This window comes from Rhodococcus sp. P14 (genome assembly GCF_000256505.1).
GTDB lineage: Bacteria > Actinomycetota > Actinomycetes > Mycobacteriales > Mycobacteriaceae > Rhodococcus > Rhodococcus ruber.
In genome coordinates this window covers 1-24,192 of sequence record NZ_AJFC01000189.1, presented here as the reverse complement: position 1 = coordinate 24,192, position 24,192 = coordinate 1, and the positions used below count along the sequence as shown (strand labels likewise).

Annotated in this window: 22 protein-coding genes; 13 read left to right on the top strand and 9 right to left on the bottom strand. The window is 71.1% G+C overall.

The window, feature by feature from the left end; genetic code table 11:
* Positions 1 to 5: 5 nt before the first annotated feature.
* The 6 genes from OEY_RS0113845 to OEY_RS0113820 all read right to left on the bottom strand — a co-directional run bounded on the left by OEY_RS0113845 (position 6) and on the right by OEY_RS0113820 (position 8,446).
* Positions 6 to 2,573, bottom strand: a complete 2,568-nt coding sequence (locus OEY_RS0113845) for a multicopper oxidase domain-containing protein (protein WP_010594453.1) — start codon at positions 2,571 to 2,573, stop codon at positions 6 to 8.
* On the bottom strand, positions 2,570 to 3,718 hold the full coding sequence (locus tag OEY_RS0113840) for a hypothetical protein (protein WP_010594452.1): 1,149 nt from the start codon (positions 3,716 to 3,718) through the stop codon (positions 2,570 to 2,572). Before OEY_RS0113840 ends, OEY_RS0113845 begins: the two co-directional genes overlap by 4 nt.
* A complete protein-coding gene (locus tag OEY_RS0113835) occupies positions 3,658 to 4,377 on the bottom strand; it encodes a helix-turn-helix transcriptional regulator (protein ID WP_029540038.1) in 720 nt (239 codons plus the stop codon). Before OEY_RS0113835 ends, OEY_RS0113840 begins: the two co-directional genes overlap by 61 nt.
* A gap of 69 nt (positions 4,378 to 4,446) precedes the next feature.
* The gene (locus OEY_RS0113830; RefSeq protein ID WP_029540037.1) at positions 4,447 to 6,069 is read right to left on the bottom strand and encodes a long-chain-fatty-acid--CoA ligase; all 1,623 of its coding nucleotides are present in this window, start codon (positions 6,067 to 6,069) and stop codon (positions 4,447 to 4,449) included.
* 59 nt (positions 6,070 to 6,128) lie between these two features.
* Entirely contained in the window at positions 6,129 to 7,244 is a 1,116-nt protein-coding gene (locus OEY_RS0113825) for an acyl-CoA dehydrogenase family protein (protein ID WP_010594449.1), read from the bottom strand.
* Between the two features lie 23 nt (positions 7,245 to 7,267).
* Positions 7,268 to 8,446, bottom strand: a complete 1,179-nt coding sequence (locus OEY_RS0113820; protein ID WP_010594448.1) for an acyl-CoA dehydrogenase family protein — start codon at positions 8,444 to 8,446, stop codon at positions 7,268 to 7,270.
* 180 nt (positions 8,447 to 8,626) lie between these two features.
* Here OEY_RS0113820 and OEY_RS0113815 point away from each other — a divergent pair, with 180 nt between their 5' ends.
* From OEY_RS0113815 to OEY_RS0113760, 12 genes are all read left to right on the top strand, one after another.
* On the top strand, positions 8,627 to 8,812 hold the full coding sequence (locus tag OEY_RS0113815; protein WP_010594447.1) for a ferredoxin: 186 nt from the start codon (positions 8,627 to 8,629) through the stop codon (positions 8,810 to 8,812).
* Positions 8,813 to 8,931: 119 nt separating this feature from the next.
* Positions 8,932 to 9,912 carry a 3-oxoacyl-ACP reductase gene (locus OEY_RS0113810; RefSeq protein ID WP_010594446.1) on the top strand — a complete coding sequence of 327 codons (981 nt, stop codon included), beginning with the start codon at positions 8,932 to 8,934 and terminating at the stop codon, positions 9,910 to 9,912.
* A gap of 460 nt (positions 9,913 to 10,372) precedes the next feature.
* A complete protein-coding gene (locus OEY_RS0113805; protein WP_010594445.1) occupies positions 10,373 to 11,137 on the top strand; it encodes an MlaE family ABC transporter permease in 765 nt (254 codons plus the stop codon).
* Between the two features lie 20 nt (positions 11,138 to 11,157).
* Positions 11,158 to 12,006, top strand: coding sequence for an MlaE family ABC transporter permease (locus OEY_RS0113800; RefSeq protein WP_010594444.1), 849 nt, complete (start codon positions 11,158 to 11,160; stop codon positions 12,004 to 12,006).
* A gap of 4 nt (positions 12,007 to 12,010) precedes the next feature.
* Complete coding sequence (locus OEY_RS0113795) at positions 12,011 to 13,189, top strand: MCE family protein (protein WP_010594443.1); 1,179 nt, start codon at positions 12,011 to 12,013, stop codon at positions 13,187 to 13,189.
* 57 nt (positions 13,190 to 13,246) lie between these two features.
* Positions 13,247 to 14,266: an MCE family protein gene (locus OEY_RS0113790; RefSeq protein ID WP_010594442.1), complete on the top strand. Its 1,020-nt coding sequence runs from the start codon at positions 13,247 to 13,249 to the stop codon at positions 14,264 to 14,266.
* Positions 14,263 to 15,321: an MCE family protein gene (locus tag OEY_RS0113785; RefSeq protein WP_010594441.1), complete on the top strand. Its 1,059-nt coding sequence runs from the start codon at positions 14,263 to 14,265 to the stop codon at positions 15,319 to 15,321. The genes OEY_RS0113790 and OEY_RS0113785 overlap by 4 nt, the downstream gene beginning before the upstream one ends.
* Entirely contained in the window at positions 15,318 to 16,646 is a 1,329-nt protein-coding gene (locus OEY_RS0113780) for an MCE family protein (protein ID WP_010594440.1), read from the top strand. The genes OEY_RS0113785 and OEY_RS0113780 overlap by 4 nt, the downstream gene beginning before the upstream one ends.
* The gene (locus OEY_RS0113775) at positions 16,643 to 17,878 is read left to right on the top strand and encodes an MCE family protein (RefSeq protein ID WP_010594439.1); all 1,236 of its coding nucleotides are present in this window, start codon (positions 16,643 to 16,645) and stop codon (positions 17,876 to 17,878) included. Before OEY_RS0113780 ends, OEY_RS0113775 begins: the two co-directional genes overlap by 4 nt.
* A complete protein-coding gene (locus tag OEY_RS0113770; protein ID WP_010594438.1) occupies positions 17,875 to 19,290 on the top strand; it encodes an MCE family protein in 1,416 nt (471 codons plus the stop codon). Before OEY_RS0113775 ends, OEY_RS0113770 begins: the two co-directional genes overlap by 4 nt.
* A complete protein-coding gene (locus OEY_RS0113765; RefSeq protein WP_010594437.1) occupies positions 19,290 to 19,823 on the top strand; it encodes a hypothetical protein in 534 nt (177 codons plus the stop codon). The genes OEY_RS0113770 and OEY_RS0113765 overlap by 1 nt, the downstream gene beginning before the upstream one ends.
* The gene (locus OEY_RS0113760; RefSeq protein WP_010594436.1) at positions 19,820 to 20,398 is read left to right on the top strand and encodes a hypothetical protein; all 579 of its coding nucleotides are present in this window, start codon (positions 19,820 to 19,822) and stop codon (positions 20,396 to 20,398) included. The genes OEY_RS0113765 and OEY_RS0113760 overlap by 4 nt, the downstream gene beginning before the upstream one ends.
* A 4-nt stretch (positions 20,399 to 20,402) precedes the next feature.
* Here the strand turns inward: OEY_RS0113760 and OEY_RS0113755 are convergent, their stop codons facing one another.
* The 3 genes from OEY_RS0113755 to OEY_RS30835 are packed head-to-tail and all read right to left on the bottom strand — an operon-like array spanning position 20,403 to position 22,636.
* The gene (locus tag OEY_RS0113755) at positions 20,403 to 20,927 is read right to left on the bottom strand and encodes a response regulator (protein ID WP_010594435.1); all 525 of its coding nucleotides are present in this window, start codon (positions 20,925 to 20,927) and stop codon (positions 20,403 to 20,405) included.
* Positions 20,924 to 22,414, bottom strand: a complete 1,491-nt coding sequence (locus OEY_RS0113750; protein ID WP_010594434.1) for an alpha,alpha-trehalose-phosphate synthase (UDP-forming) — start codon at positions 22,412 to 22,414, stop codon at positions 20,924 to 20,926. Before OEY_RS0113750 ends, OEY_RS0113755 begins: the two co-directional genes overlap by 4 nt.
* 48 nt (positions 22,415 to 22,462) lie before the next feature.
* Entirely contained in the window at positions 22,463 to 22,636 is a 174-nt protein-coding gene (locus OEY_RS30835; RefSeq protein ID WP_003939603.1) for a hypothetical protein, read from the bottom strand.
* A gap of 157 nt (positions 22,637 to 22,793) precedes the next feature.
* On the opposite strand from OEY_RS30835, the gene OEY_RS0113740 reads away from it, so the two are divergent.
* On the top strand, positions 22,794 to 24,192 hold a 1,399-nt coding region (locus OEY_RS0113740; RefSeq protein ID WP_237713751.1), incomplete at its 3' end, for an ABC transporter transmembrane domain-containing protein.

The following is a 24,192-nucleotide window of genomic DNA, read 5'->3' as shown; positions in this document are numbered from 1 at the left end:
GCGTTTCAGGGCTGCACCTCGACAACCCCGTGCGCGCCCCGCTCGGCGTCGACCATCACGTGCGAGACGAAGGGATAGCGGCCCTCCTCGGGGAAGGTCAGCTCGACGAACCCGCCCTGGGACGGCGACAAGCCGAGCGTCTGCGCACCGGAGACGCCCGGGCGCAGGCGATAGTCGCCCTCGGTCCAGACCGTGTCGAACTGCCCGCCGACGACATGGAACGCGGTGCCCCGGTCGGGTCCGGCCGCGAGTACCCAGATCCGCACCCGCTCGCCGACACGGGCGGGCAGCGGCACGTGGTCGTATTGTCCGGCGTAGCCGTTGAACACCACCAGATCCGGTGCCTCCGCTGCGATCTTGGCCGCGTCCGCCTCACCCGCCGCCGGACCGAGATACAACTCCGACTGCACCAGCACGTACTCGCGGTCCACCGGCGGGAGGTCCGGCGGATCGATGACGACGGCGCCGAACATCCCGTTCGCGATGTGCACGGACATCGGCATCGTGGCGCAGTGGTACATCCAGATGCCGGCACGCGTCGCGGTGAACCGGTAGACCAGGGACTGTCCGGGGTCGATGGTGCGCATCGGCCCGTCGGGGGCGAGCGACCCGGCGTGGAAGTCGATCGAATGCCCGATCGTCCCGTCGTTGACCAGCGTGATCTCGAAGACGTCGCCGACCTTGCCGTGCAGGGTGGGACCGGGTGCGGTGCCGCCGAACGTCCACAGTCGCTGGGTGATTCCGGGGGCGACGGGACGCTCGGATTCGGTCACGGTCAGGGTGATGCGGTGCTCCGGCATCGGCGCGGGCAGCGCCGGGTCGTGCGGGACGAAGTCCGGTCCCGGTTCGGCACCGAGGCTGCGAGCGACGTCGGTGGCGGCGAGCGATGTGCCGGCTGTCGCCGCGGCATGATCGGCGTGCGCGTCCGGGGCCGGCGCGCCGGTCGCGCGGATCCGTAGCGTCATGCCCATCTGCCGGTGGCCGGCGACCGAGCACCACCCGTCGACGTCGCTGCCGATCACGCCGGCGTCGAGAGTGGCGGAGTCGCCGGGAGCGAGGCGCTCGGTTCGGGTTCCGTCGGCAAGGACGAGGTCGTGCCGATCCGTACCGGAATTGGTGAGGGTGACGACGAGGCGGTTTCCGGCGGGAACGTCGATCACGTCGGGCACGAACCGCATCCCTTCGATGCGGACCTGAGCTTCCGTGGTGACGCCCGTGACCTCGACCGCCTCCGCGCGCACGGTGGAGATGCCCGCCGCCGCGGGATCCGCCGCCACGCCCGCGGCGGCGGCCACCACGACGACACCCAGGCCCGCGGCGGCCACACCGAGACGCCGCCGGGCGGGGATCGGTTCGGGCCTGCCGAGCCGCGACGGCGTGCCCTTGGCCCGGCGGCCGGCCACCACCGCGCGTACCGCGAGCGGAAGAAACGCGGCGAGGGCGACGAGAACCAGCATCGACGCCAGGACGCGCACCAGGCTCGGCGCCGGGAGCACGCACAGCACCAGGCCCCCGTTGGCCACCGCGACACGCCACGCCGCGCCGCGTTCGAGTTCCGCCGTCGCGGCCTGCACGGCCGCCCGCCCGCCGATGACCACCGGGAGCAGGTACGTCAGGGCCCCGAGCAGCACCTGGACGAGGAAGCCGGCGAGCAGGATCCCGGTGGCCGTGCCGATCCGGCCGGCGGCGGCCGTCCAGCCGGGTGCGGTGGCCAGCGCGACCGCCACGTAGGCGGCGCTCACGAGGAACCAGGTCACCCCCGCGAGGACGGACATCGTCGCGAAATCGGCGGGTGTGCGGCGACGGATCTCCGCGAGGTGCGGTTCGAGCACGTACACCGCTGCGGCGAGGTAGGTGAGCGCGCCCGCCGCTGCGAGCCCGGTGCTCCCCATGATCGCCCCGGCCACTCCGGCGCCGAGCCCGGCGGCGAGAACGGGCAGACCGTGCCGCGCCGCCGTCTCCACCCGCTGCGCCACCCGGGTGCGCAGCATCGTCGGCCACAGGGTGACCAGCGTGCCGAGCACGGTCAGTCCCATCCACCCGAACAGGTTGACTCCGGCGTGCGCGACGACGAACCGCTCGTGCAGCGTCCCCGGCAGCGCGTCGTTCGCCATCGCGGCGCCGAGACCTGCCCCCAGCGGCAGCAGGGCGGCGGCCACGATGTAGAAGCGGACGGTCTCGCCGAAGCGTGACGGCAGCGCGGCCCGCAGGTGCCGGACGAGGATCACGGCGTGTATCGCGGCGATCACCGCCACCGTGACGCTGCCGGCGAGCACCAGGGGCCACCAGCGGCCGAGCATGCCCGCGACGACCGCGACCGCGCCGGCGTTGAACACCACCAGCCGCAGCGCTTCGGGTCGACGACTCGTCGCCGGCGGGCGGCGCAGCAGGGCGTCCGCGAAGTGCCGGCTCCAGACGAGGACGGCGTTGCTCGCCGCCCCGAGTCCGAGCAGATGCACCAGCAGCCACCCGGACATCGGCACGAACCGGTGAGCGAGCGCGACGACGACGAGCGCGACGAACCACGCGAACACGATCGTCCCCGCCCGCAGGTGCCATCCGCCGCGGCTCATGCCGGCGCCTCCGTCCGCGCCGGTCGCAGCGCCGAGTACGCGGCCACCGCGAGAAAGGCGAGCACCGCGACGATGTTCAGGACCCCGCCGACGGTGACGGCCCATCCGACGCCGCGGACGTCCCCGACCGCCAGGCGTAGCAGCAGGGACCCATGCAGCAGCACTGCGGGCCCGTACATGGCGGGGCGGTACGGCAGGGGCCGTCGCACCACGGCCGGGAGAACGATCGGGGCGTGCGCGAGGATCATCGACAGCACGAAGCCGAGCATCACCGCATGCACGACCGCGTCGTACCCGCCGCCCGTCCGGACCGGGCCGACGAGCAACCACGTCAGTCCCGCCGCGGCCAGCCACCCGTACCCGGCGAGCAGGCACACGGCCGTGAACCGGGCCTGTCCGGCCGCGCGGACCGTGCGGCGGGCCACGTCGAACCGGGCCAGCCAGGCGACGAGGGCCAGCAGCGCGGCGCCCAGGAGGGGATACCCGGCGGACGGCCACAACAGGGTGGCGAGCACGCCGGCCACGACGGCCCCCGCGCTCGCCACCAGGAGCTGCTCCGCGCCGGTGCCGACCATCGCCACCCGCGCGAGCTCGAGGCGTTCCCCCGCGATCGTGAGCACGAGGAAGCCGACGAACCACGGCAGCAGGTCGGGGACGGACACGCCGCCGAGCCACAGCAGTGCACCGCCCGTCGCGAGGACCGCGCCGGCCGCCTGCACGACCACCGCGACGTCCTCGGTGCGCCGCCACAACGGCACGTACACCGCGACGAGCAGGGCGCTGCCGGCCACGAGGAGGCCGTCGGCGAGACCTCGGGGGGCGGGGGCGACGAGCAGCAGACCGCCTGCGCCCAGGCAGATCGGCGCGGAATACCCCCAGCGGCGTCCGAGTGCGACAGCGCGCTCGAGGGCGACCACCGTGCCGACGAAGCCGAGCACCAGCACGACGCCGTGGACCTCGGGGAGCCGGTCGCTGTCGACCGGAGCGGGCACACCGAGCAGCAGCAGTGCGGCGTCGAGACCGGCGAGGAGGGCCACCCCGCCCGGGAAGAGCAGCAGCGCGCGTGTCGGAACGGGACGCTCGTTCACGGCTGCCGCCCCGAGGGCCGTGGCGGTGCGGCGGGCGTAGGCAGGAAGAGCCGGCACGCGCCGGGTTCGGCGAAGGGCAGCAGGTCCAGGCCCGGCCCGGTGGGAGCGCCGAGTTCGGCGAGGACGCCCTCGACGATACCGAGGTGGACCTGGCACACCACCGTGGGGAAACGGCGGGCGGCGGCGAGCAGCGGGCACCGGCGGAGCGCGACGCCGCGGAGCGGCCCGTCGTCGACCGGGTCGAAGCCGAGGTGGGCGAGCAGGGTCAGCACCGTCCGGTCGGGGTCGCCGGAGGCGCGGTACTCGCGCACGAGGTCGCGGCCCCAGTCGGTACCGGCCGCGCGGGCGTCGGACTCGGGAGTGGCGCTGGTGCGGGCGAGGTGCCCGGCGAGGGCGGTGGCGAGTCCGGCGTAGTCGCGCGCGGAGACGGAGGGGTCGGCGGCGGGGGCGGGCCGGTACCACCGCGCGGGCCGGCCGCGTCCCCGCGCCGGTTGCGGGCCGACGCTGTCGTGGACGAGCAGGTCGAGTTCCACGAGGGCTTCGAGATGCTCGCGCACCGTGTTGGTGTGCAGGGTGAGACGTCCGGCGACGTCGCCGACGCGCACGGGAGCATGGGTGCGCACGTCGCCGAGGACGGTCGCGCGCTGGGCCGACAGCGGCGGCGGCTCCGCCGTTGCCGGAGGTGCCGGCCCGAGAACCGGATCACTATTTTCCACGGAATTAACTGTAGTAAATGGGGCCGGGAACGGCCAGCCCGGCCGCGGATCGGTGTGTCCTTTGGGCGGTCAGGACCGCCCAAAGGGCGCACCGCTGGCGAGGTCGGGTGTCAGGAGGGTGAATTCGCGGTCACCGCGCGACCGCATCCACACCGGGTCGGTGCAGTTCCACCGTTCGGCGCTGAGCGTGCGGGTGAGCACCTTGAAGGTGGCCGTGCGCGGGAAGTCGGAGCACACCCGGATCAGCGTCGGCAGCTGTTTGGGGCCGAGGTCGGGCTGCGCGTCGAGGAAGTCCGCGAACGCGACCGGATCGAACTCGTCGGTCGCGGTGGGGATGACGGCGGCCATCACCCGATCGCCCACGTCCGCATCCGGGACCGCGTAGACCGCGACCTGGGCGAAGCCCGGATAGCGGAGCAGGATGCGCTCGATCGGTGCGGCCGCGATGTTCTCGCCGTCGACGCGCATCCACCCGGAACTGCGACCGGCGAAGTAGACGAAGCCCTCGGCGTCGACGTAACCGAGATCGCCGCTGTGGTAGCGGCCGTCGCGCATCCGTTCGGCATCGGCCCCCGGATTCTTGTAATAGCCTGCGAACAGACCGGACCCGGTGACGTTGACGAGTTCGCCGGTCGCGACGTCGGCGTTGAGGACACGGCCGTCGGCGTCGAACTCGGCGACAGGGCAGGGAGATCCGGTGTCCGGGTCGAAGATCTGCACGCCGTCGGGCAGTCGGCCCAGTGCTCCGGGCGGGGCGTCGGGCGCCGCGGAGATCGAGATGCCGCCCTCGGTGGAGCCGAACCCGTCGACGACCGTCGCGCCGAACCGTCGCCGGAACGCGGCGATCGCGGGGGCCGTGCCCTCGTTGCCGTACATGATGCGCAGGGGGTTGTCCGCCTCGCCGGGTTCCTCCGGGGTGGCGACGATGTAGGACAACGGCTTTCCCACGTAGTTGGCGTAGGTTACCCCGAATCGGCGCACGTCCGGCAGGAACCCGGAGGCGGAGAACCTGCGCCGCAGGGCGATCCCGGACCCCGCCGCGAGCGCCACCGCCCAGCCGGCCATCATCGCGTTGGAGTGGAACATCGGCATCGACACGTACACGACGTCGTCGGCACCGAGACCGAACCGCTCCGCGAGCATCACGCCGGGGCCGGTGATCTTCTCGTGGGTGCAGCACACGGCCTTCGGGTCGCCGCTGGTGCCGGAGGTGAAGATCAGCATGAACAGGTCGGTCGGGCTGGCCGGGACCGGTTCGACGGTGGCACCGGCATACGGGGCGAGCAGCGCGGCCCACTCGGCGGAGTCGACGTCGATCACCCGCACCCCGCCGAGATCGAGCCCGTCGAGCAGTCGGGCGTTCGCGGTCTCGGTGAACACCACCTGGCAGTCCGCGAGCGCGATGTCGCGGGCCAGGGCCTGCCCGCGGCGAGTGGTGTTCAGCCCGACCACCACCGACCCGGACAGTGCCGCGGCGCCGAGCAGCAGCGAGAACTCCGGCACGTTGTCCATGAGGATCCCGAAGTGCCGGGGCCTGCGCGGGTCGAGCAGTTCGTGCAGCAGGGCGGCCCGATCCCGGCCGGCCTGCACGTGCTCGCGCCACGTCAGCGACGTATTCTCGAACTGCAGGCCACGATCGTCGACGGTGGCGAGCCGCTCGAGGAGCGCGGTCACCGTGAGTGCGTCGGTCATGGGGGCATCCTGGCGTCCGTGCGTGCCGGCCGAGGTGCCGGTTCCGCTGATCGGGACTGTCACGCGGGCGTTTCCGCGAGGGACACGCCCAGGGCCCGGAGCTGTGCGGTGGCCGAGCCGAGGTGGAATTCGTGGTGCTTGGCGGCCAGGAAGTAGCGGTGCACGGGATGGTCCTCGTCCAGACCCACTCCGCCGTGGACGTGGACGAGCGTGTGCGCGACGCGGTGCCCGGCGTCGGCCGCCCAGAACGCGGCCGTGCGCAGTTCCCCGGTGTCGGGCAGCCCGGCGTCGGCGCGGAAGGCTGCCTGCCACAGGGTGAGCCGGGCACCCTTGACGTCGATGTAGGCGTCGGCGAGTCGCTGGGCCACCGCCTGGAAGCTGCCGATCGGCCGATCGAACTGCACACGTTCGCGCGCGTACTCCGCGGTGAGCTCGAGCGCCCGGTCGAGCACCCCGTACTGGTATGCGGCCGAGCCGAGGAGTCCGCGGTCGCGCAGCCACGCCGTGATCGCGCGGCCGTCGGTGCCCAGCACACGATCGTCGGGGACGGCGGCGGCGGTCAGGGTCAGCGTCCCGAGGCAGCCTCGTCCGGTGTCGTACTGACGGGTCACGCTCACGCCGGGATCGGCGGGGCGCACGAGGAGCACGGTGACGCCGGCCGAGGTCGCCGCCGGCACGAGGAACAGGTCCGCGGCCGGTGCCGCGTCGACGAGGATCTTGGTGCCGTCGACGATCCAGCCGCCGTCGGTGCGACGTGCCGTCGTGGTCGGCGACGTGGGGTCGTCGTTCAGTTCCTCCTCGAGGGCGGCGGTGAGGATCTGCTCGCCGGTGGCGGCGGGTTCGCCCCAGTCGCGACGCTGCGTGTCGTTGCCGAACTCGGCGACGGCGGCGGCGGACACGACGATCGAGGACAGGTAGGGGACGGCGGCGACACCGCGGCCGAGTTCGGCGAGGATGCTCGTCTGTTCGAGCGGCCCGAAGCCGTCGCCGCCGACGGATTCGGGCAGTGCCGCGCCGAGGATGCCCGACGAGGCGAGCGCGTCCCACAGGGTGTGGTCGATGCGGTCCTCGGCGGCGTCGAGCCGGCGCAGGTGGTCGTTGGTGGCGATCTCGGTGACGATGCGGCGGGTGAGCCCGGCGAGGTCCTGCTGTGCCTCGGTGAGGGTGAAATCCACGGCCTTGTCCTTCCGGTGGAGTGTCAGCGCTTGGCGGGCGGCTGGCCGAGGGCGGTCATCGCGATGATGTCTCGCTGGACCTCGTTGGTGCCGCCGCCGAAGGTGAGGATCAGGGAACTGCGATGCATCCGTTCGAGCCGGCCCCGCAGCAGCACGCCCGGCGAGTTCTGCCGCAGGGTGGCCGACGGTCCGAGGATCTCCATCAGCAACCGGTACGCCTCGGTCGCGAACTCGGTGCCGAACACCTTGTTCGCCGACGCCGGGGCGGGCCCGAGCGGCGCGGCGCCGGAGGCGATCTCCCAGTTCATCAGTTTCAGGTACTCGGCCTGGGCGTGGACGCGGGCCAGGTTGATCCGCACCCATTCCTGATCGAGGACGCGGCGGCCGTCGGGCAGGCGGGTGTGCTGCGCCCACTCGCGCACTTCCTGCAGCGCGGTGAGGATCGGGCCCGCGGACGTGAGTGCGACGCGTTCGTGGTTGAGCTGATTGGTGATCAGCGCCCAGCCGCCGTTCTCCTCGCCGACGAGCGCGGAGGCCGGGACGCGCACGTCCTGGTAGTAGGTGGCGCTGGTGTCGGGGCCGGCCATGGTATGCACGGGGGTGTAGGAGAACCCCTCGGCCGTGGTGGGCACGATGAGGACGCTGATGCCCTTGTGCTTGCGCGCGGCCGGGTCGGTGCGGCATGCGAGCCACACGTAGTCGGCGTAGGCGATCAGGCTCGTCCACATCTTCTGGCCGTTGATCACCCACTCGTCGCCGTCGCGGACGGCGGTGGTGCGCAGCGACGCGAGATCCGTGCCGGCCTCGGGTTCGGAGTAGCCGATGGAGAAGTGCAGCTCGCCGGCGGAGATCTTCGGGAGGAAGAACTCCTTCTGCTCGGGTGTGCCGAAGTGCATGATCGTCGGCGCGACCGAATTGACGGTGAGGAACGGAACGGGAGCGCCGGCGATGGCCGCCTCGTCGGTGAAGATGAGCTGATCCATGGCCGAACGGTTCTGGCCGCCGTACTCCTCCGGCCAGCCCAGGGTGAGCCAGCCGTCCTTGCCCATCTGCTGGACGACCTCCCGGTACACGTTGCCGGCACCGTACTCGCCCGTCGTCGCGGCGAGCGCCTCCCGTCGTTCGGGCGTCATCAGGTCGGCGAAATAGGCGCGCAACTGCGCGCGGAGTTCCTCTTGCTGCGGGGTGTACGCGATGTCCACGAACCGCTCCGTTCGTCGGGTAGGCAGCTGTTCGACGGCCGAGGACCGGGACCGGCTTCGGCGATGTTCCCGAATCATTGCACAGAACTGAAACGCGTTCTAGCCTGGATTTCGAGCCGTCGCGCCAGCCCGCGCGACCGGCGCCGGATCGGTTGTGCGAGCGAGAAGCGAGGTCTGTTCATGGAGGTCAAGGTCGACTTCGATCGTTGTGAGGCGAACGGCGTGTGCGTGGGGATCGCGCCCGAGGTCTTCGATCTGAACGACGACGACGAGCTGATCGTCACGCACCCCATCGCGCCGGAGCAGGAGGAGGACGTGCGCACGGCGATCGCGCAGTGCCCCCGCGCGGCACTGAGCGAGGCCTGACGAGTTCGCTTGTCAGAAACGAGAACACGTTCTACATTTCTGATGGTCGCCGGAATCCGCGGCGACCAGGAGCGCGGCGGCCCGGGCGGCCGCCCGGTATCGCTAGGGAGAACGCGTCGATGAGTGCAAGCGGCAACGGTCTCGGCCCCGCGGGAAACGGGGCGGCGGACGACGGGGGCGTGAGCTTCGAGGGCGGTGCGAGTCTCGAGGGCGGTGCGAGTCTCGAGGGGCGGGTTGCCGTCGTCACCGGAGCCGGCGCCGGACTCGGACGCGCCGAGGCCGTCGCGCTGGCCCGGGCCGGCGCCGCGGTGGTTGTCAACGATCTCGCGGCGTCGGACGCCGTCGAGGACACCCTCGCCGAGATCCGCGACCTCGGCGCCGACGCGGCCTTCGTGGCCGGCAGCGTCGCCGAACGCACCACGGCCGACGCCCTGCTCGCGACGGCCCGGGACCGATTCGGTCGTCTCGACATCGTCGTCAACAATGCCGGCATCGTGCGGGATCGCATGCTGTTCAACATGTCCGACGAGGACTGGGACGCGGTGATCGCCGTCCATCTGCGCGGCCATTTCCTGCTGTGCCGCAACGCGGCGGCGTACTGGCGTGGCGAGTCCAAGAAGGCCGGCGGGCCCGTCTACGGCCGGATCGTCAACACGTCCTCCGAGGCCGGCCTGCTCGGTCCCGAGGGGCAGGCCAACTACGGCGCGGCCAAGGCCGGGATCACCGCCCTCACCCTCTCCGCCGCGCGGGGCCTGTCCCGGTACGGGGTGCGGGCCAATGCCATCTGCCCACGGGCGCGCACCGCGATGACGGAGGGTGTCTTCGGTGCCGCGCCCGAGGGGGAGGTGGATCCGCTGGCACCCGAGCACGTCTCGGCGCTGGTCACCTACCTGGCATCTCCCGCGGCGGACCGGATCAACGGCCAGGTCTTCGTCGTCTACGGCCCGATGGTCGCGCTGATGGCCGCGCCCGTCGTCGAGCAGCGGTTCGACGCGGACGTCCGCTGGACCCCGGAAACCCTCGCCGACCGCGTCGGAAGCTACTTCGACGACCGGGATCCTGCGCGCACCTTCTCGGCTGCGCAGGCCCTCGCTCTCTGAAACACCGCTAGGTGATACCCGAAGTGACATGCAAGGTCGCCCTTCGGTAATATCGCGCCGTCCCGGGCCGATCCGGTTAGTGTCGGGCTCTGCCCGGCGTGCCGCGCCGGGTGCGCGGCCGCGACCGCGGGCGTGTGAACTCTGGTGATACCTGTTCTAATTTCTCTCCCTCGACATCCGGCGGGACGCGCCGGTTCGGTGCCGCGACCCCGTGCGACCGGGCGCTGTGGACGGGTGGGGGATCCCGCGGTCCGGGTGGGCATCTTCCCAGTTCGAAGCCCGATTCCGGGTTCGTCGTGGCTGTCGCGCCGCGGCCGGTGCGGCACGGTTCCCGCCGCGCGGGCGGCGGCGTGTCGCGACGGTCTTTGACACATGAACACGTTCTAGTTAGTATGACGCGGGTCACAAGCTGACCTCTCGTCGGCCGTGGCCGGCGAGCGAACCAACGGAGGAGGAGACGGTGGTAGACCTCCTCGAGGTCCCGCTCCGCGCGGTGGGCGGATTCTTCGCGATGACCGGTGAGACCGCCCGGGCCGTGTTCTCCCGGCCCTTCCAGCGACGCGAGTTCGTCGACCAGGCCTGGTTCGTCGCACGGGTGTCCCTCGTGCCGACGGTCCTCGTCGCGGTGCCGTTCACCGTCCTGGTCAGCTTCACCCTCAACATCCTGCTGCGCGAGATCGGAGCCGCGGACCTCAGCGGCGCCGGCGCCGCGCTCGGTGCCGTCACCCAGGTCGGCCCCATGGTCACCGTGCTCATCGTCGCCGGTGCCGGCGCCACCGCCATCTGCGCGGATCTCGCCGCCCGCACCATCCGAGAGGAGATCGACGCGATGCGCGTGCTCGGCATCAACCCGATCCACCGTCTCGTCGTGCCCCGGGTCCTCGCGTCCACCGTCGTCGCGCTGCTGCTCAACGGGCTGGTGTGCTCCATCGGCATCCTCGGCGGCTTCGCGTTCTCCGTCTTCCTCCAGGACGTGAACCCCGGCGCCTTCGTCAACGGCATCACCCTGCTCACCGGCTTCGGCGAACTGATGATCTCCCAGATCAAGGCCGGACTGTTCGGCATGATCGCCGGCCTCGTCGCCGCCTACCTGGGCCTCAACGTCAAGGGCGGCGCCAAGAGCGTGGGCGATGCCGTCAACCAGACGGTCGTGTTCGCCTTCATGGCATTGTTCGTGGTCAACCTTCTCGTCACCGCCGTCGGCATCAAGCTGACGGGCGGGTGACCGGCACGGCGGTGATGTAGATGGCAGTGATCTCCTGGCGCTTCCCCCGCGCGCGGCGCCGCATCGCCCGGGCCTCCGACTCCGTGGACCGGCTCGGTGACCAGGCGCTCTTCTTCGGCAAGGCGCTCGGCTACGCCCCGCGTGCGCTGATGCACTACCCGAAGGAGACGGTCCGGCTGATCGCCGAGATCAGCATGGGCACCGGGGCGCTCGCCGTGATCGGCGGAACGGTCGTCATCGTCGGCTTCCTGACCCTGTTCACCGGCGGGATCATCGCCGTGCAGGGCTTCAGCTCCCTCGGCAACATCGGCGTCGAGGCCCTCACGGGCTTCTTCGCCGCCTTCATCAACGTCCGCATCGCGGCGCCCACCATCGCGGGCATCGGCCTGGCCGCCACCATCGGCGCCGGCTCGACCGCCCAGCTCGGCGCCATGCGGGTCTCGGAGGAGATCGACGCGCTCGAAGTCATGGCGATCCCGTCGATCCCGTATCTCGTGAGCACCCGCGTGATGGCGGGCATGATCGCGATCGTCCCGCTGTACTCGCTGGCCGTGATCGCCTCGTTCGTCGCCAGCCGCTTCGCCACCGTCGTGCTCTACGGCCAGTCCGCGGGCGTGTACGACCACTACTTCGACACGTTCCTGATCCCCACCGACATCCTGTGGTCGTTCGTGCAGGCCATCGTCATGGCGATAGCCGTCATGCTGATCCACACCTACTACGGATTCAATGCCGGTGGCGGCCCGGTCGGCGTCGGCGTCGCCGTCGGCAACGCGGTGCGCGCCTCCCTGATCGCGGTGGTGACCGTGACCCTGCTCATCTCGCTCGCGGTGTACGGGGCGACCGGCAACTTCAACCTGTCGGGATAGGCGCATGGACACACCCTCCTGGAAGAAGAAACTCGCGGCCCTCGGGCTCGTCGGCGGCCTCACCGTCGCCGTCGTGCTGGCGCTGCTGATGTTCGCCGGTGCCTTCACCGCCACCACCCCGGTCACGGTCACCTCCGCACGGTCCGGCCTGGTGATGGAACCCGACGCGAAGGTCAAGCTGCGCGGTGTCGAGGTGGGCCGGGTCCGGTCCGTCGAGCACACTCCCGACGGTGCGCTGCTGCAGCTCGCGATGGATCCCGGTCAGCTGCACCTGGTGCCGTCCAACGTGCGGGTGGCCATCGAGTCCACCACCGTGTTCGGGGCGAAGTTCGTCAACCTGCTCGTGCCGGACGACCCGTCGCCGGTTCCGCTCCAGGAGGGCGCGATCATCGCGGCCGAGAACGTCACCGTCGAGTTCAACACCGTCTTCCAGCACCTGTCCGACGTGCTCGCGCAGATCCAGCCGGAGAAGCTCAACGCCACGCTCGGGGCGATCTCCGAGGCCCTGGACGGTCGGGGCGACACCCTCGGCGCCACCCTCGTCGAGGCCGAGGACTACCTCGCGACGATGAATCCCTCGCTGCCGCAACTGCAGTACGACCTCGCCGTGGCGGCCGACGTCACCAACCTGTACGCCGACGTCGCCCCCGACGTGATGAACCTGCTCGACAACGCCACCTCGATCGGCAACACCGTGGTCGACGAGCAGGCCAACCTGGACCTGATGCTGATGAACGTCACCGGTCTGGCGAACACCGGGCGCGACGTCCTCGGCGAGAACGAGGCCCAACTGACCTCGGCGCTGGATCTGCTGACGGAGACCACGACGCTGCTCGCGGAGTACTCGCCCGAGCTGCCGTGCTTCCTCGTCGGGCTCAACGACGCGCGCATCGCGTTCGAACCCATGGCCGGCACCGGCAAGTACCCGGCGCTGATGCTGAGCACGAACTTCCTGGGCGGCGCCACCATGTACGACCACGAGCAGGACCTGCCGGTGGTGGGAGCTTCGGGCGGGCCGAACTGCCACGGGCTGCCCGACTTCGATCCCAAGCGCGACGGCCACGCGCCCTTCGTCGTCGCCGACACCCATCCCGTGCCGTTCCACCCGAACACCGAGACGTGGGTGCGGTACCCGACGATCTTCGGTTTCCTGTTCGGCGACATGATCCCGGGAGGCGAGTGAGATGCCGCAGGCGCAGATGCGGACGGACCGGGCGGCGCGGGAAGGCGGGGTGATCCGGTGAGGGCCACCACGGTCAAGTTCCTCGCGTTCACCGTCGTGATGGTGCTGATCTTCGCGGTGCTGGCGATCGTGTTCAGCCAGGTGCGGTTCACCGGCACGCAGACCTATCACGCGACGTTCACCGACGTGTCCGGACTGCAGGCCGGTGACAAGGTCCGTATCGCCGGGGTGCCCGTCGGATCGGTCGACAGCGTCGACGTCGGGCGCGACAACCAGGCCGAGGTGTCGTTCGACGTCGACGCCGAGCACACGCTGCTGGCGAGCACCAAGGCCACGGTGCGGTACGAGAACCTCGTGGGCGACCGCTATCTCGAACTGCTCGAGGGACCGGGGACCGGGGAGACGCTGCCGGCCGGCGGCACGATCCCGGTGTCGCAGACGGAACCCGCGCTCGACCTCGACCTGCTGCTCGGCGGATTCAAGCCGCTGCTGCAGGGCCTCGACCCGCAGCAGGTCAACGACCTGTCCGGCGCGCTGCTCCAGGTCTTCCAGGGCCAGGGCGGCACCCTGGTGTCGCTGCTGGGCAACACGAACTCCTTCACGAACTCCCTCGCCGACCGGGACCGGCTGATCGGCGACGTCATCGACAATCTCAACGCGGTCCTCGCCACCATCGACGAGAACGACCAGCAGTTCACCGAGACCGTCGACCGGTTGCAGACCCTGGTGAGCGGGCTCGCGCAGGACCGCGACCCGATCGGCACCGCCATCCCGCGGATCGCGGCCGGCACCGGCGATCTCGCGTCGCTGCTGCAGAACAACCGGCCGGACCTGCAGTCGGTGATCGCCGAGACCAACCGCACCATGACCCAGCTCGACCTCGGGCGCGACGACATCAACCGGACGCTCGAGCGGCTGCCGAACGACTACAAGAAGCTCATCCGGGTGGGGGTGTACGGCAACTTCTTCCAATTCTTCCTGTGTGCCAACACGTTCAAATTCTCGGGACCGGACGGGACCACCATCCGTTTCACGTCGGCCGAGCAGACGACCGGAAGGTGCGCGAAGATCGAATGAGTCCGATCCGTGAACGCAATCCCGTGCAGGTCGGCATCGTCGGCCTGTCCGTCGCCGCCGCGACGGTGCTCGCGGGCCTGCAGTACGACCAGCTGCAGTTCCTCTCCGGGGGCCTGACCTACTCGGCGTACTTCGTCGACGCCGGCGGTCTCGTACCCGGCGACACCGTCACCCTCGCCGGCGTCGACGTCGGCGAGGTCACCGACGTCCGCCTCGACGACCGGCAGGTGCTCGTCGCCTTCACCGTCCGCGACGGCATCGCGCTCGGCGAGGACACCGGAGCCGACATCAAGACGAATACCGTGCTCGGCCGCAAGTCGCTCGCCGTGCAACCGTACGGTTCGGGGACGCTCGACCCGCGCGAGCCGATCCCGTCGACGCGCACCGACTCGCCGTACTCGCTCACCGACGCCCTCGGCGACCTCACGACCACGGTGTCCGAGCTCGACACCGAGCAGATCGACGACTCGCTCGATGCGCTGTCGGATTCGCTGCAGGACACCCCGCCCGAGCTGCGGGGGGCGCTCGAGGGCATGACCAGGCTGTCCCAGTCCGTCAACGCACGCGACGAGTCGCTCGAGGATCTGCTGGCCCGCGCCGAATCGGTGACCGGCATCCTCGCCGAACGCAGCGACCGGATCAACGCGCTCGTGGTGGACGCCAACGCCCTCTTCGGGGAGCTGAGCCTGCGGCGCGACGCGATCACCGAGCTGATCGCGAACATCTCCGCGGTCTCGAGGCAGCTCTCCGCCCTGGTGCAGGAGAACCAGGCGCAGATGGGTCCCACCCTGGACAAGCTCAACGCGGTGACCGCCAACCTGCAGGCGAACAAGGAGAACATCGCCGGCGCCCTCGACGGGCTCGGCCCGTACATCAGCGCGCTCGGCGAGTCCGTCGCGAGCGGCCCGTTCTTCAACGCGTACGTGTCGAACGTCCTGCCCGCGCCGTGGTGGAAGGCACTGGTCGACAGCATGGTCGCCCCCGAACTGCTGGAGCAGGACCTGCAGGACATCATCCCGAAGGACCCGCCGTCGATCACGAAGGATGGCGAATGAGCACCGATACCCTCCAAGCCCCGGAGGACCGGCCCGGGAAGCGCCGCCGCCTGCTGCTGCCGGTGATCGCCGGTGTCGCAGTGGTGGCCCTGGCCCTCGTCGCGTTCGCCGTGGTGCTGCCCGGCTGGGGCAAGCGCACGATCAACGCCGAATTCGTCTCCACGAGCGGCCTGTACGAGGGCGACGACGTGCGGGTGCTGGGCGTGAGCGTCGGCAGGATCACCCGCATCGAGCCGGGCGACGACCTGGTGCGCGTGCAGATGCAGGTCGACGACTCCGTCGACATCCCGGCCGACGCCAAGGCGGTGATCATCGCGCAGAGCCTCGTGTCCGCGCGCTTCGTCCAGCTGACCCCGGTGTACTCGGGGGGCCCGCAGCTCGCCGACGACGCGACGATCCCGCTCGAGCGCACCGCCTCGCCGGTGGAATGGGACCAGATCAAGACGGAACTGATGCGTCTGTCGGAAGCCCTCGGCCCTCAGGGTCTCGATCCGCAGGGCTCGCTCGGGCGTTTCATCGACACGGCCGCCGAGAACCTCGACGGCAACGGCCTGACCATCCGCGCCACCCTGCGCGAACTGTCCGACACGATGCACACCCTGTCGGAGGGGCGCACCGACCTGTTCGGCACCGTCCGGAACCTGCAGGCGTTCGTGGCGGTGCTCTCGACCAGCAACGAGCAGATCGTGCAGCTCGGCGGCCGGCTCGCGTCGGTCTCGGACGTCCTCGCCGAGAGCTCGGATCAGCTCGGCACCTCGCTCGCCGACCTCGACCTCGCGGTCGGTGACGTGCAGCGGTTCGTGCAGGACCACCGGGCCGCGCTGACCGAGTCGGTGCAGCGCCTCGCCGACGCCACCGAAGTCCTCGCCCGCAAGCGACCCGAGATCGAACGGGTCCTGCACTCCGGACCGACGGCGCTGTCGAACTTCTACGACATCTACAAGCCCGCACAGGGCTCGCTCACCGGTGCGCTGGCGATCAGCAACCTCGCCAATCCCGTCGAGTTCATGTGCGGGTCCGTGGCCGCGGCCGCGAACGCCACCTCCGACCGCAGCGCGGAACTGTGCCGCCAGCAGCTCGGACCGGTGCTCCAGTCGCTGGCGATGAACTACCTGCCGGTCATGACCAACCCCATCGCCGCGGTGGAGGCGTTCCCCGACCAGATCCAGTACACCGAGCCGGGTCTCGAGGCGGAAGCCGCGGCCGCGGGGCGGGGCACCGCACCCGCGGACGCCGTGCCGCCGGCCGGGCCGCTGCCCGGCCTGCCCACCGTGACGGTTCCCCCCGACCTCGGTGCGCTGCTGCAGCCGGGAGGAGGACGATGAGCACCCGAATCCGGCACTCCCGCCCGACGCGACGCGGTGCCGTCGCCGCGATGCTGGTCGCGGCGGCACTGACCTCGACCGGATGCGAGTGGGAGGGGCTGAACTCCCTTCCCCTCCCCGGCACCGCCGGGCACGGCGAGGACGCCTACCAGGTGCGGATCCAGATGCCGAACGTGACCACCCTGACCCAGAATTCGCCGGTGCGGGTCGACGACGTCCAGGTCGGCAGCGTCACCAGGATCGAGGTCGAGGACTGGCACGCCCTCGTGACCGTCGCCCTCGACGGTGAGGTGGCACTCCCGGCGAACGCGACGGCGAGGATCGGGCAGACCAGCCTGCTCGGCTCGCAGCATCTCGAACTGGCGTCGCCTACGGACGAGCCGCCGCAGGGCCGGCTCGAGGACGGCGACCTCATTCCGCTCGAGCGGGCCGGGGTGTACCCGACCACCGAGCAGACGCTGTCGTCGCTGTCGGTGGTCCTCAACGGCGGTGGACTCGCACAGATCAACGACATCACCACCGAGCTGAACGCGGCGCTGTACGGACGGGAGGACTCGATCCGGAACCTGCTGCCGCGGCTCGACGAACTCGTCGGCACCCTCGACCGGCAGCGGGGCGACATCATCGCCGCGATGGAGGGCATCGACCGGCTCGCGTGGACGGTCGACGCGCAGAACGCCACCCTCGTCCGGGCGCTCGACGAGATGCCGGCCGCGCTGACCGTGCTCGCCGACCAGCGCCAGGACCTGACCACCGCGCTCACCTCGCTCGGCGAGATGAGCACCGTGGCCAGCCGGCTCGTCGAGAACAGCGGCGAGGACCTGCACACCAACCTGCAGGCGCTCGCTCCGACGCTGCGGGCGCTCGCCGACTCCGGCAACGCCCTGACCGAGGTGCTCGGCGTGCTGCTGACCTATCCGTTCCCGCAGGCCGGCATCGACCAGGTCATCCGGGGCGACTACGCGAACCTCGCCATGACCATCGACCTCACCCTCGAACGGCTGGACCTGAACTTCCTCACCGGCACCCCGCTCGCCGGGCGTCTCGCCGGACCGGAAGGCATCCTCGGGCAGGACGCCGGGCTGGCGGCCCAGTCCGCGGACCCGTTCCAGGCCCCGCTCGAGCAGCCGGCCGCACAACCCGCACCGGGCCCGGCCGCGACCCTGTCGGTGCCCGGCCTGGGGGAGATCACCATTCCGGGGCTGCCCCCGCTGGGGGTGCCGGCGCCATGATGCTGTCGAAGTTCGTCCGGATCCAGCTCGTGATCTTCGCGGTGCTCACGGTGGTCGGGCTGCTGGTGATGTCGCTGCAGTACGTCAAGCTCCCGCAGCTGTTCGGCGTCGGCCGGTACACGGTGATCGTGGAGCTGGCCTCCACCGGCGGGCTCTACCCGCACGCGAACGTCACCTACCGCGGCAACACGGTCGGGGTGGTCGACAAGGTGCAGCTCTCGCCCACCGGCGTGGAGGCCGTCCTGTCGATCGACAGCGACCGCGCGATCCCCGCCGACGTCGACGCGGCGGTGCGCAGCGTGTCCGCCGTCGGCGAGCAGTACGTGGACTTCGTTCCGCCGCAGAACGGTTCGAGTGGGGAGTACCTGGCGGACGGCGACGTGATCCCCGCCGACCGCACGTCGGTGCCGCAGGAGGTGGGCGCGCTGCTCGACCAGGCCGACGTCCTGCTCGCCAGCATCAGCGACACGCGGCTGCGCACTGTCGTCGACGAGTCGTTCGACGCGTTCAACGGTTCGGGACCGGACCTGCAGCGGCTGATCGATTCGACCCGCCTGTTCGTGCAGGAGGCGAGCGCGGGCAGCGAGCAGACCAAGGCACTGCTCGATCAACTCGGTCCGCTGCTCGACACCCAGGTCGTCACCAGCGACGCGATCCGGTCCTGGACCCGGGACATGCTGACGTTCACCGACGGGCTGCGGGCCGCCGACACCGACCTGCGGGCGGTGCTCGCGAAGGGGCCGGGCGCCGCGGCCGAGGCCGAACAGCTGCTGCAGGACCTGCGGCCGACGCTGCCGCTCCTGCTGGCCAACATGGTCAGCGTCGGGGAGGTGGGCGTGATCTACAACGCCGGCATCGAACAGATCCTGGTGCTGTACCCGCCGATGACCACCGCCCTGATCACCGCCGCCGGCAGCGGACCGGCCGAGGACGGCGCGGTCGTCGACTTCCACCTGCAGCTGCACGATCCGCCGCCGTGCCTGTCCGGCTTCCTGCCACCCGAGCAGTGGCGCAGCCCCGCGGACACCACCATGGTGGACACCCCCGGCGAGGTGTACTGCAAGCTCCCGCAGTCGGATCCGAACGCCGTGCGCGGTGCGCGGAACCTGCCGTGCATGGAGTTCCCGGGCCGGCGCGGGCCCACGCCGGAGGCGTGCCGCAACGGGTATCAGCCCGAGTACCTCGACAACCCGTGGCGGGGCGCGCCGACACCCGTGCAGTCGGAAGGCGACGTGCCGGTCCCCGCATCGCACGCGACCGGGACGAACCCGGCTGCACCCGCCGGGGTCACGGCGCGGGGCATCGACCCGGCGACGGGGACGTACATCGGTCCCGACGGTACGGTGTATCGCAACGTCGACACCGGCCCCGAGACCAGTTTGGAGACGTACATGAAGGCGCAGCAAGGCTGATGGCGGACGAACAGACCTCCGCCACCACGACGACCCCGGAGACCGCACCCGCCCGGACGGGCCGGCTGCTGCCCGCGCTCGCGGCCGTGATCGTCCTCGCCCTGGCGGGCGCCGGGGTATGGCTGTGGCTCGACGCGAGAGCCGACCGCGACCACGACGCCCGGCGGGCGGCGTACCTGCAGGCCGCGCGGCAGACCGTGCTGAACCTGACCACCATCCACCCGCAGAGCGCGGCCGCGGACGTGCAGCGCCTGCTCGACGGGGCGACCGGCGACTTCAAGGCCGAATTCGAAGGCCGCGAGGGGCCTTTCGTCGACGTGGTGACCAAGGCGAACGTCGACACCACCGGCGAGGTGATCGAGGCCGGCATCCAAGCCGAGGACGGCGCCTGCATGACCTCGCTCGTGGCCGCCCGGTCGATGGTGTCCAACGCGGAACAGACCGAACCCGAACCGCGCGACTTCCGGCTGCGGGTGACGATCTGCGACGAGGACGGCCGCCTGCTCGCGTCGAAGGTGGACTTCGTACCGTGACCGAGAATTCGAAGGACGACGCCGTGACCCAGACCGACGACACCACGCGCGTGGACGCCGCGGAGGACGCGACGACGCCGCCCGGCCCCGCGGGCGGTCGGCGGAGAATGCTGCTCGCGGCCCTCACCGCCGCGGCGATCGTGCTCGCCGGCCTCGTCGGGTTCGGCGTGTACGACAAGGTCGAGCGCGACGGTGCCGAGGCGGCCCGGACCGAGGCCCTGCAGGCGGCCGAGGAGCAGGCCGTCGCGATGCTCGCGTACGACCACGCCAGGGTCGACGAGCAGGTCGCCGCGGCCTCCGACGGGCTCACCGGCGACTTCCGGGACGAGTACACCAGCCTGATGACGAACGTCATCGCGCCCGGCGCGAAGGAGAAGTCGATCACCGTTCAGGTGAGCGTGCAGGCGTCGTCGGTCGTGTCGGCCGAGGCCGACCGGGCGGTGACCCTGCTGTTCCTCAACCAGATCACCACCAGTTCCGTCAATCCCGAAGCGGTCAGCAGCGGCAGCCGTGTGCGCGTCGAACTCGAGAAGCACGACGGCCGGTGGCTGGTGAGCCGCCTGACGCCGGTGTGAGGGATCAGCGACCGGGCAGGCGCACCATGTGCACGAAGAACCGGTCGATCTGCCGCACGGTGGCGACGAACCGGTCGAAGTCCACCGACTTGGAGACGTAGGCATTGGCCCGCAGCCGGTAACTGCGCACGACGTCCTCCTCGGCGGTGGACGTCGTCAGCACGACGACCGGGATGGACGCCAGGTCGGGATCGGCCTTGACCGCCTCGAGCACCTGCCACCCGTCGTACTTCGGCAGGTTCAGATCGAGCAGCACCAGCGCCGGCCGCGCGGCGTCGGCGTGCATCCCGCGCCGGTACAGGAAGTCGAGGGCCTCCGCGCCGTCCCGCACCACGTGCAGTGTGCTGCCGATCTCGTTGGCCTCGAACGACTCCCGAATGATCAGTTCGTCCCCGGCGTCGTCCTCGACGAGGAGCACGTCGAGGGAACCGGTGGTCGTGCGCGGCGCGGGGACGCCGGCCGCCGCAGCCCCGATGCGCTCGGGCGAGGGCCGGGAACCGTAGTCCTCGCGGTCGGGTGTGCTCGTCACTCGGGCTCGCCGACCTCCGCCGGCGCGATCAGCGCCGGACCTGCCGCGCCCTGATGGGCGAGGGCGTCGAGGAAGGACCGGGCCCACCGGTCCACGTCGTGGGCGAGGACCTGCCGGCGCAGTGCCCGCATGTGCCGCCGGCCGTCCTCGCGCGGCTGGGTCAGCGCCGCTTCCATCTTGTCCTTGACGTCCTCGAGGTCGTGCGGATTGCACAGGAAGGCCTGGCGCAGTTCTGCTGCGGCCCCGGTGAATTCGCTCAGCACGAGGGCGCCGCCGAGGTCGCTGCGACACGCCACGTACTCCTTGGCGACGAGGTTCATGCCGTCACGCAGCGGCGTCACCAGCATGACGTCGGCCGCGACGAAGAACGCGATCAGCTCGTCCCGTGGAATGGGCCGGTGGATGTAGTGCACCACGGGCCGGCCCACCTCGGCGTACTCGCCGTTGATCCGGCTGACCGTCTGCTCGATGGCGCCGCGCATCTGCACGTACGACTCGACGCGTTCCCGGCTCGGGGTGGCGAGCTGCACCATCACCGTGTCGGCCGGATCCACGCGCCCCTCGGCGATCAGCTCGAGCAGCGCGTCGAGGCGGACGTCGATGCCCTTGGTGTAGTCGAGCCGGTCGACGCCGAGCATGATGTGCCTCGGATTGCCGAGTTCCTTGCGGATCTGCTTGGCGCGGTCGCGGATCGACTTGCGGCGGGCCTGCTCGTCGAGCTGCCCGGAGTCGATCGAGATGGGGAACGCCCCGACGCGCACCGCCCGGAACCCGACCTGCACCACCCCGAGCTTCGAGCGCACGCCCACGGTGCCGCGGGAGGTCTGATGGCCGGCCAGCCGGCGCGCCAGGTACAGGAAGTTCTGGGCACCGCCGGGCAGGTGGAAGCCGATCAGGTCGGCGCCGAGCAGACCCTCGACGATCTCGGTCCGCCACGGCATCTGCATGAACAGTTCCACCGGCGGGGACGGAATGTGCAGGAAGAAGCCGATGGTCAGGTCCGGGCGCAGCATCCGCAGCATCTTCGGCACCAGCTGCAGCTGGTAGTCCTGCACCCACACCGTCGCGCCCTCGGCCGCGGCCTTCGCGGTCTCCTCCGCGAACCGGCGGTTGACCTCGACGTAGGTGTTCCACCACTCGCGCCGGTACTCCGGCCGGACGATCACGTCGTGGTACAGCGGCCACAGTGTCGCGTTGGAGAAGCCCTCGTAGTAGTCGGCGATCTCCTGCGCGCTCAGCGGGACCGGATACAGCTCGAGGTCGTCCTGGACGATCGGGTCGAGTTCGGCGTCGGCGACACCGGCCCAGCCGACCCACGCTCCGCGGTTGCTGCGCAGGATCGGCTCGAGCGCGGTGACGAGGCCACCCGGGCTGCGCTTCCACCGGGTCGAGCCGTCCGCAAGACGCTCGAGGTCGACGGGCAGGCGGTTCGCGACGACGACGAAGTCCGAACCACCCGCCTGCGTCGACTCCTCAGCTGCAACCACGTGGCGCTCCCTGTCCTTGTCCGACTGTCCCTGTCCGGCGGTGTCCGGTCAGTCCATCTTCGGGTTCGGCCCGATGCCGAGCATGGACAGCAGCATGCGGCACTCGTCCGCATCCTCCGCGTAGGCAGCGACGACACGCTGCGCCTGGCGGGCGGTCTCGTCCGCGACGGGTTCGAGTTCCTCGTCCGGAATGTCGTTCTCGGTGGTGGCGTCCGCGGCCATGGTTGTTCCTCCCGGGCTTGCTGCTCCGTTCGAGCAGGTCATTCGTAGTGCGACTCTATGAGAACCGGCGCTTCCGACGCCACCCGCGCTGCAAGTTAGGGTTGACTCACTTCTCGGGGTGGTGACGTGGAACGGAGAGTTTCGTGTGGTGGAACGCATGAGCGGTGACGACGACCGCGGGGCCGGCGACGGGAAGAAGCCAGGTCCGGGGCTGTTGCGGCGCACCATCGTGAACCAGCGGATCGCGCTGGCAGTCGGCACCCCGCTGGTCTCGCTGCACCAGGTGATGGAGACCCTCGTGCCCGTCGCGATCGGGGTGATCATCGACGGGCCGGTCACCGACGGCGACGTGTCGATGCTGGTCGTCGCCCTCGCGGGCCTCGCCGCGTTGTTCGTCGTGCTCACCTACTCGTGGCGTCTCGGTGCGCGCCGGCTCGTCGCGGCGATCGAGGCGGAGTCGCACCGGCTGCGGGTCGCCGTGGCCCGCCGGATCCTCGATCCGCGCGGGGTGCGCACCTCCCTGCGCACCGGGGAACTCCTGGCGGTGGCGACCACCGACGCCGGGCGGGCCGCGCAGATCCTGCACGTGGTGCCCGCCACCGCCGCGGCCGTCACCGCGGTGGTCGGGGCCGCGATCGCGCTGCTGCTCGTCGACGTCCCGCTCGGTCTGCTGGTACTGCTGGGCACACCCGCGATCCTCGTCGCGCTCGACCGTGCCACCCCGCTGCTGACCCGGCGGATGACCGCACAGCAGGAGGCGGTGGCGCGGGCATCGGGTCTGGCGACGGACCTCGTCACGGGACTGCGGCCGCTGCGCGGCATCGGTGCCGAACCGGCCGCCGCCCACCGGTACCGGGACGCCAGCGCGGACGCGCTCGCCTCGACACTGCGCGCGACCCGCGCCCTCGGCGTCTACACCGGCACCTCGTCGGCGGTGAGCGCGCTGCTGTCCGTCGCGGTCGCGGGCGTCGCGGGCTGGGCCGCGCTGTCGGGCCGCATCTCGGTCGGCGAACTCATCACCGTCGTGGGCCTGGCCCAGTTCGTCGTCGAACCGCTCGGGACGCTCGCCGCCCTGCCGTCGTCGTGGGCCGCCTCCCGCGCCTCCGCCGACCGGCTCTCGCTCGTGCTGCACGCGCCGTCGCTGCTGCCCGCCGGAACCGGGACCCCGGCGGACGGCAGCCTCGAGCTGCGCGGGCTCGGCTACCGGTCGCTGCGCAGGATCGACCTGACCGTCGCGCCGGGGGAACTGCTCGGTGTCCTCGCCCACCGGTCGCAGGACGCGGAGGCGCTCGCCGACGTGCTGTCCGGCCAGGTGCCGCCGGAGGACGTCCGCGGCGAGCTGACCGTCGGGGGAGTGCCGCTCGATGCGCTCGACCCCGTCGCCGGACGCCGGACCGTTCTCGCGGAACCCCACCACAGCGACCTGTTCGCGGGAACGCTCGCCGACAACATCGCCGCCGGCATGAGCCGACCCTCCGACGGCATCCCCTCGGAGGTGCTCGGCGCGTCCGCCGCCGGCCAGCTCGCCGACACCCACCCCGACGGCCTCGACCAGC

What these genes read in the sequence shown, in the direction of transcription:
- OEY_RS0113845 (WP_010594453.1), bottom strand. Translation starts at nt 2,573, where the DNA reads ATGAGCCGCGGCGGATGGCACCTGCGGGCGGGGACGATCGTGTTCGCG.
- OEY_RS0113830 (WP_029540037.1), bottom strand. Translation starts at nt 6,069, where the DNA reads ATGACCGACGCACTCACGGTGACCGCGCTCCTCGAGCGGCTCGCCACC.
- OEY_RS0113815 (WP_010594447.1), top strand. Translation starts at nt 8,627, where the DNA reads ATGGAGGTCAAGGTCGACTTCGATCGTTGTGAGGCGAACGGCGTGTGC.
- OEY_RS0113810 (WP_010594446.1), top strand. Translation starts at nt 8,932, where the DNA reads ATGAGTGCAAGCGGCAACGGTCTCGGCCCCGCGGGAAACGGGGCGGCG.
- OEY_RS0113800 (WP_010594444.1), top strand. Translation starts at nt 11,158, where the DNA reads ATGGCAGTGATCTCCTGGCGCTTCCCCCGCGCGCGGCGCCGCATCGCC.
- OEY_RS0113795 (WP_010594443.1), top strand. Translation starts at nt 12,011, where the DNA reads ATGGACACACCCTCCTGGAAGAAGAAACTCGCGGCCCTCGGGCTCGTC.
- OEY_RS0113785 (WP_010594441.1), top strand. Translation starts at nt 14,263, where the DNA reads ATGAGTCCGATCCGTGAACGCAATCCCGTGCAGGTCGGCATCGTCGGC.
- OEY_RS0113780 (WP_010594440.1), top strand. Translation starts at nt 15,318, where the DNA reads ATGAGCACCGATACCCTCCAAGCCCCGGAGGACCGGCCCGGGAAGCGC.
- OEY_RS0113775 (WP_010594439.1), top strand. Translation starts at nt 16,643, where the DNA reads ATGAGCACCCGAATCCGGCACTCCCGCCCGACGCGACGCGGTGCCGTC.
- OEY_RS0113770 (WP_010594438.1), top strand. Translation starts at nt 17,875, where the DNA reads ATGATGCTGTCGAAGTTCGTCCGGATCCAGCTCGTGATCTTCGCGGTG.
- OEY_RS0113765 (WP_010594437.1), top strand. Translation starts at nt 19,290, where the DNA reads ATGGCGGACGAACAGACCTCCGCCACCACGACGACCCCGGAGACCGCA.
- OEY_RS30835 (WP_003939603.1), bottom strand. Translation starts at nt 22,636, where the DNA reads ATGGCCGCGGACGCCACCACCGAGAACGACATTCCGGACGAGGAACTC.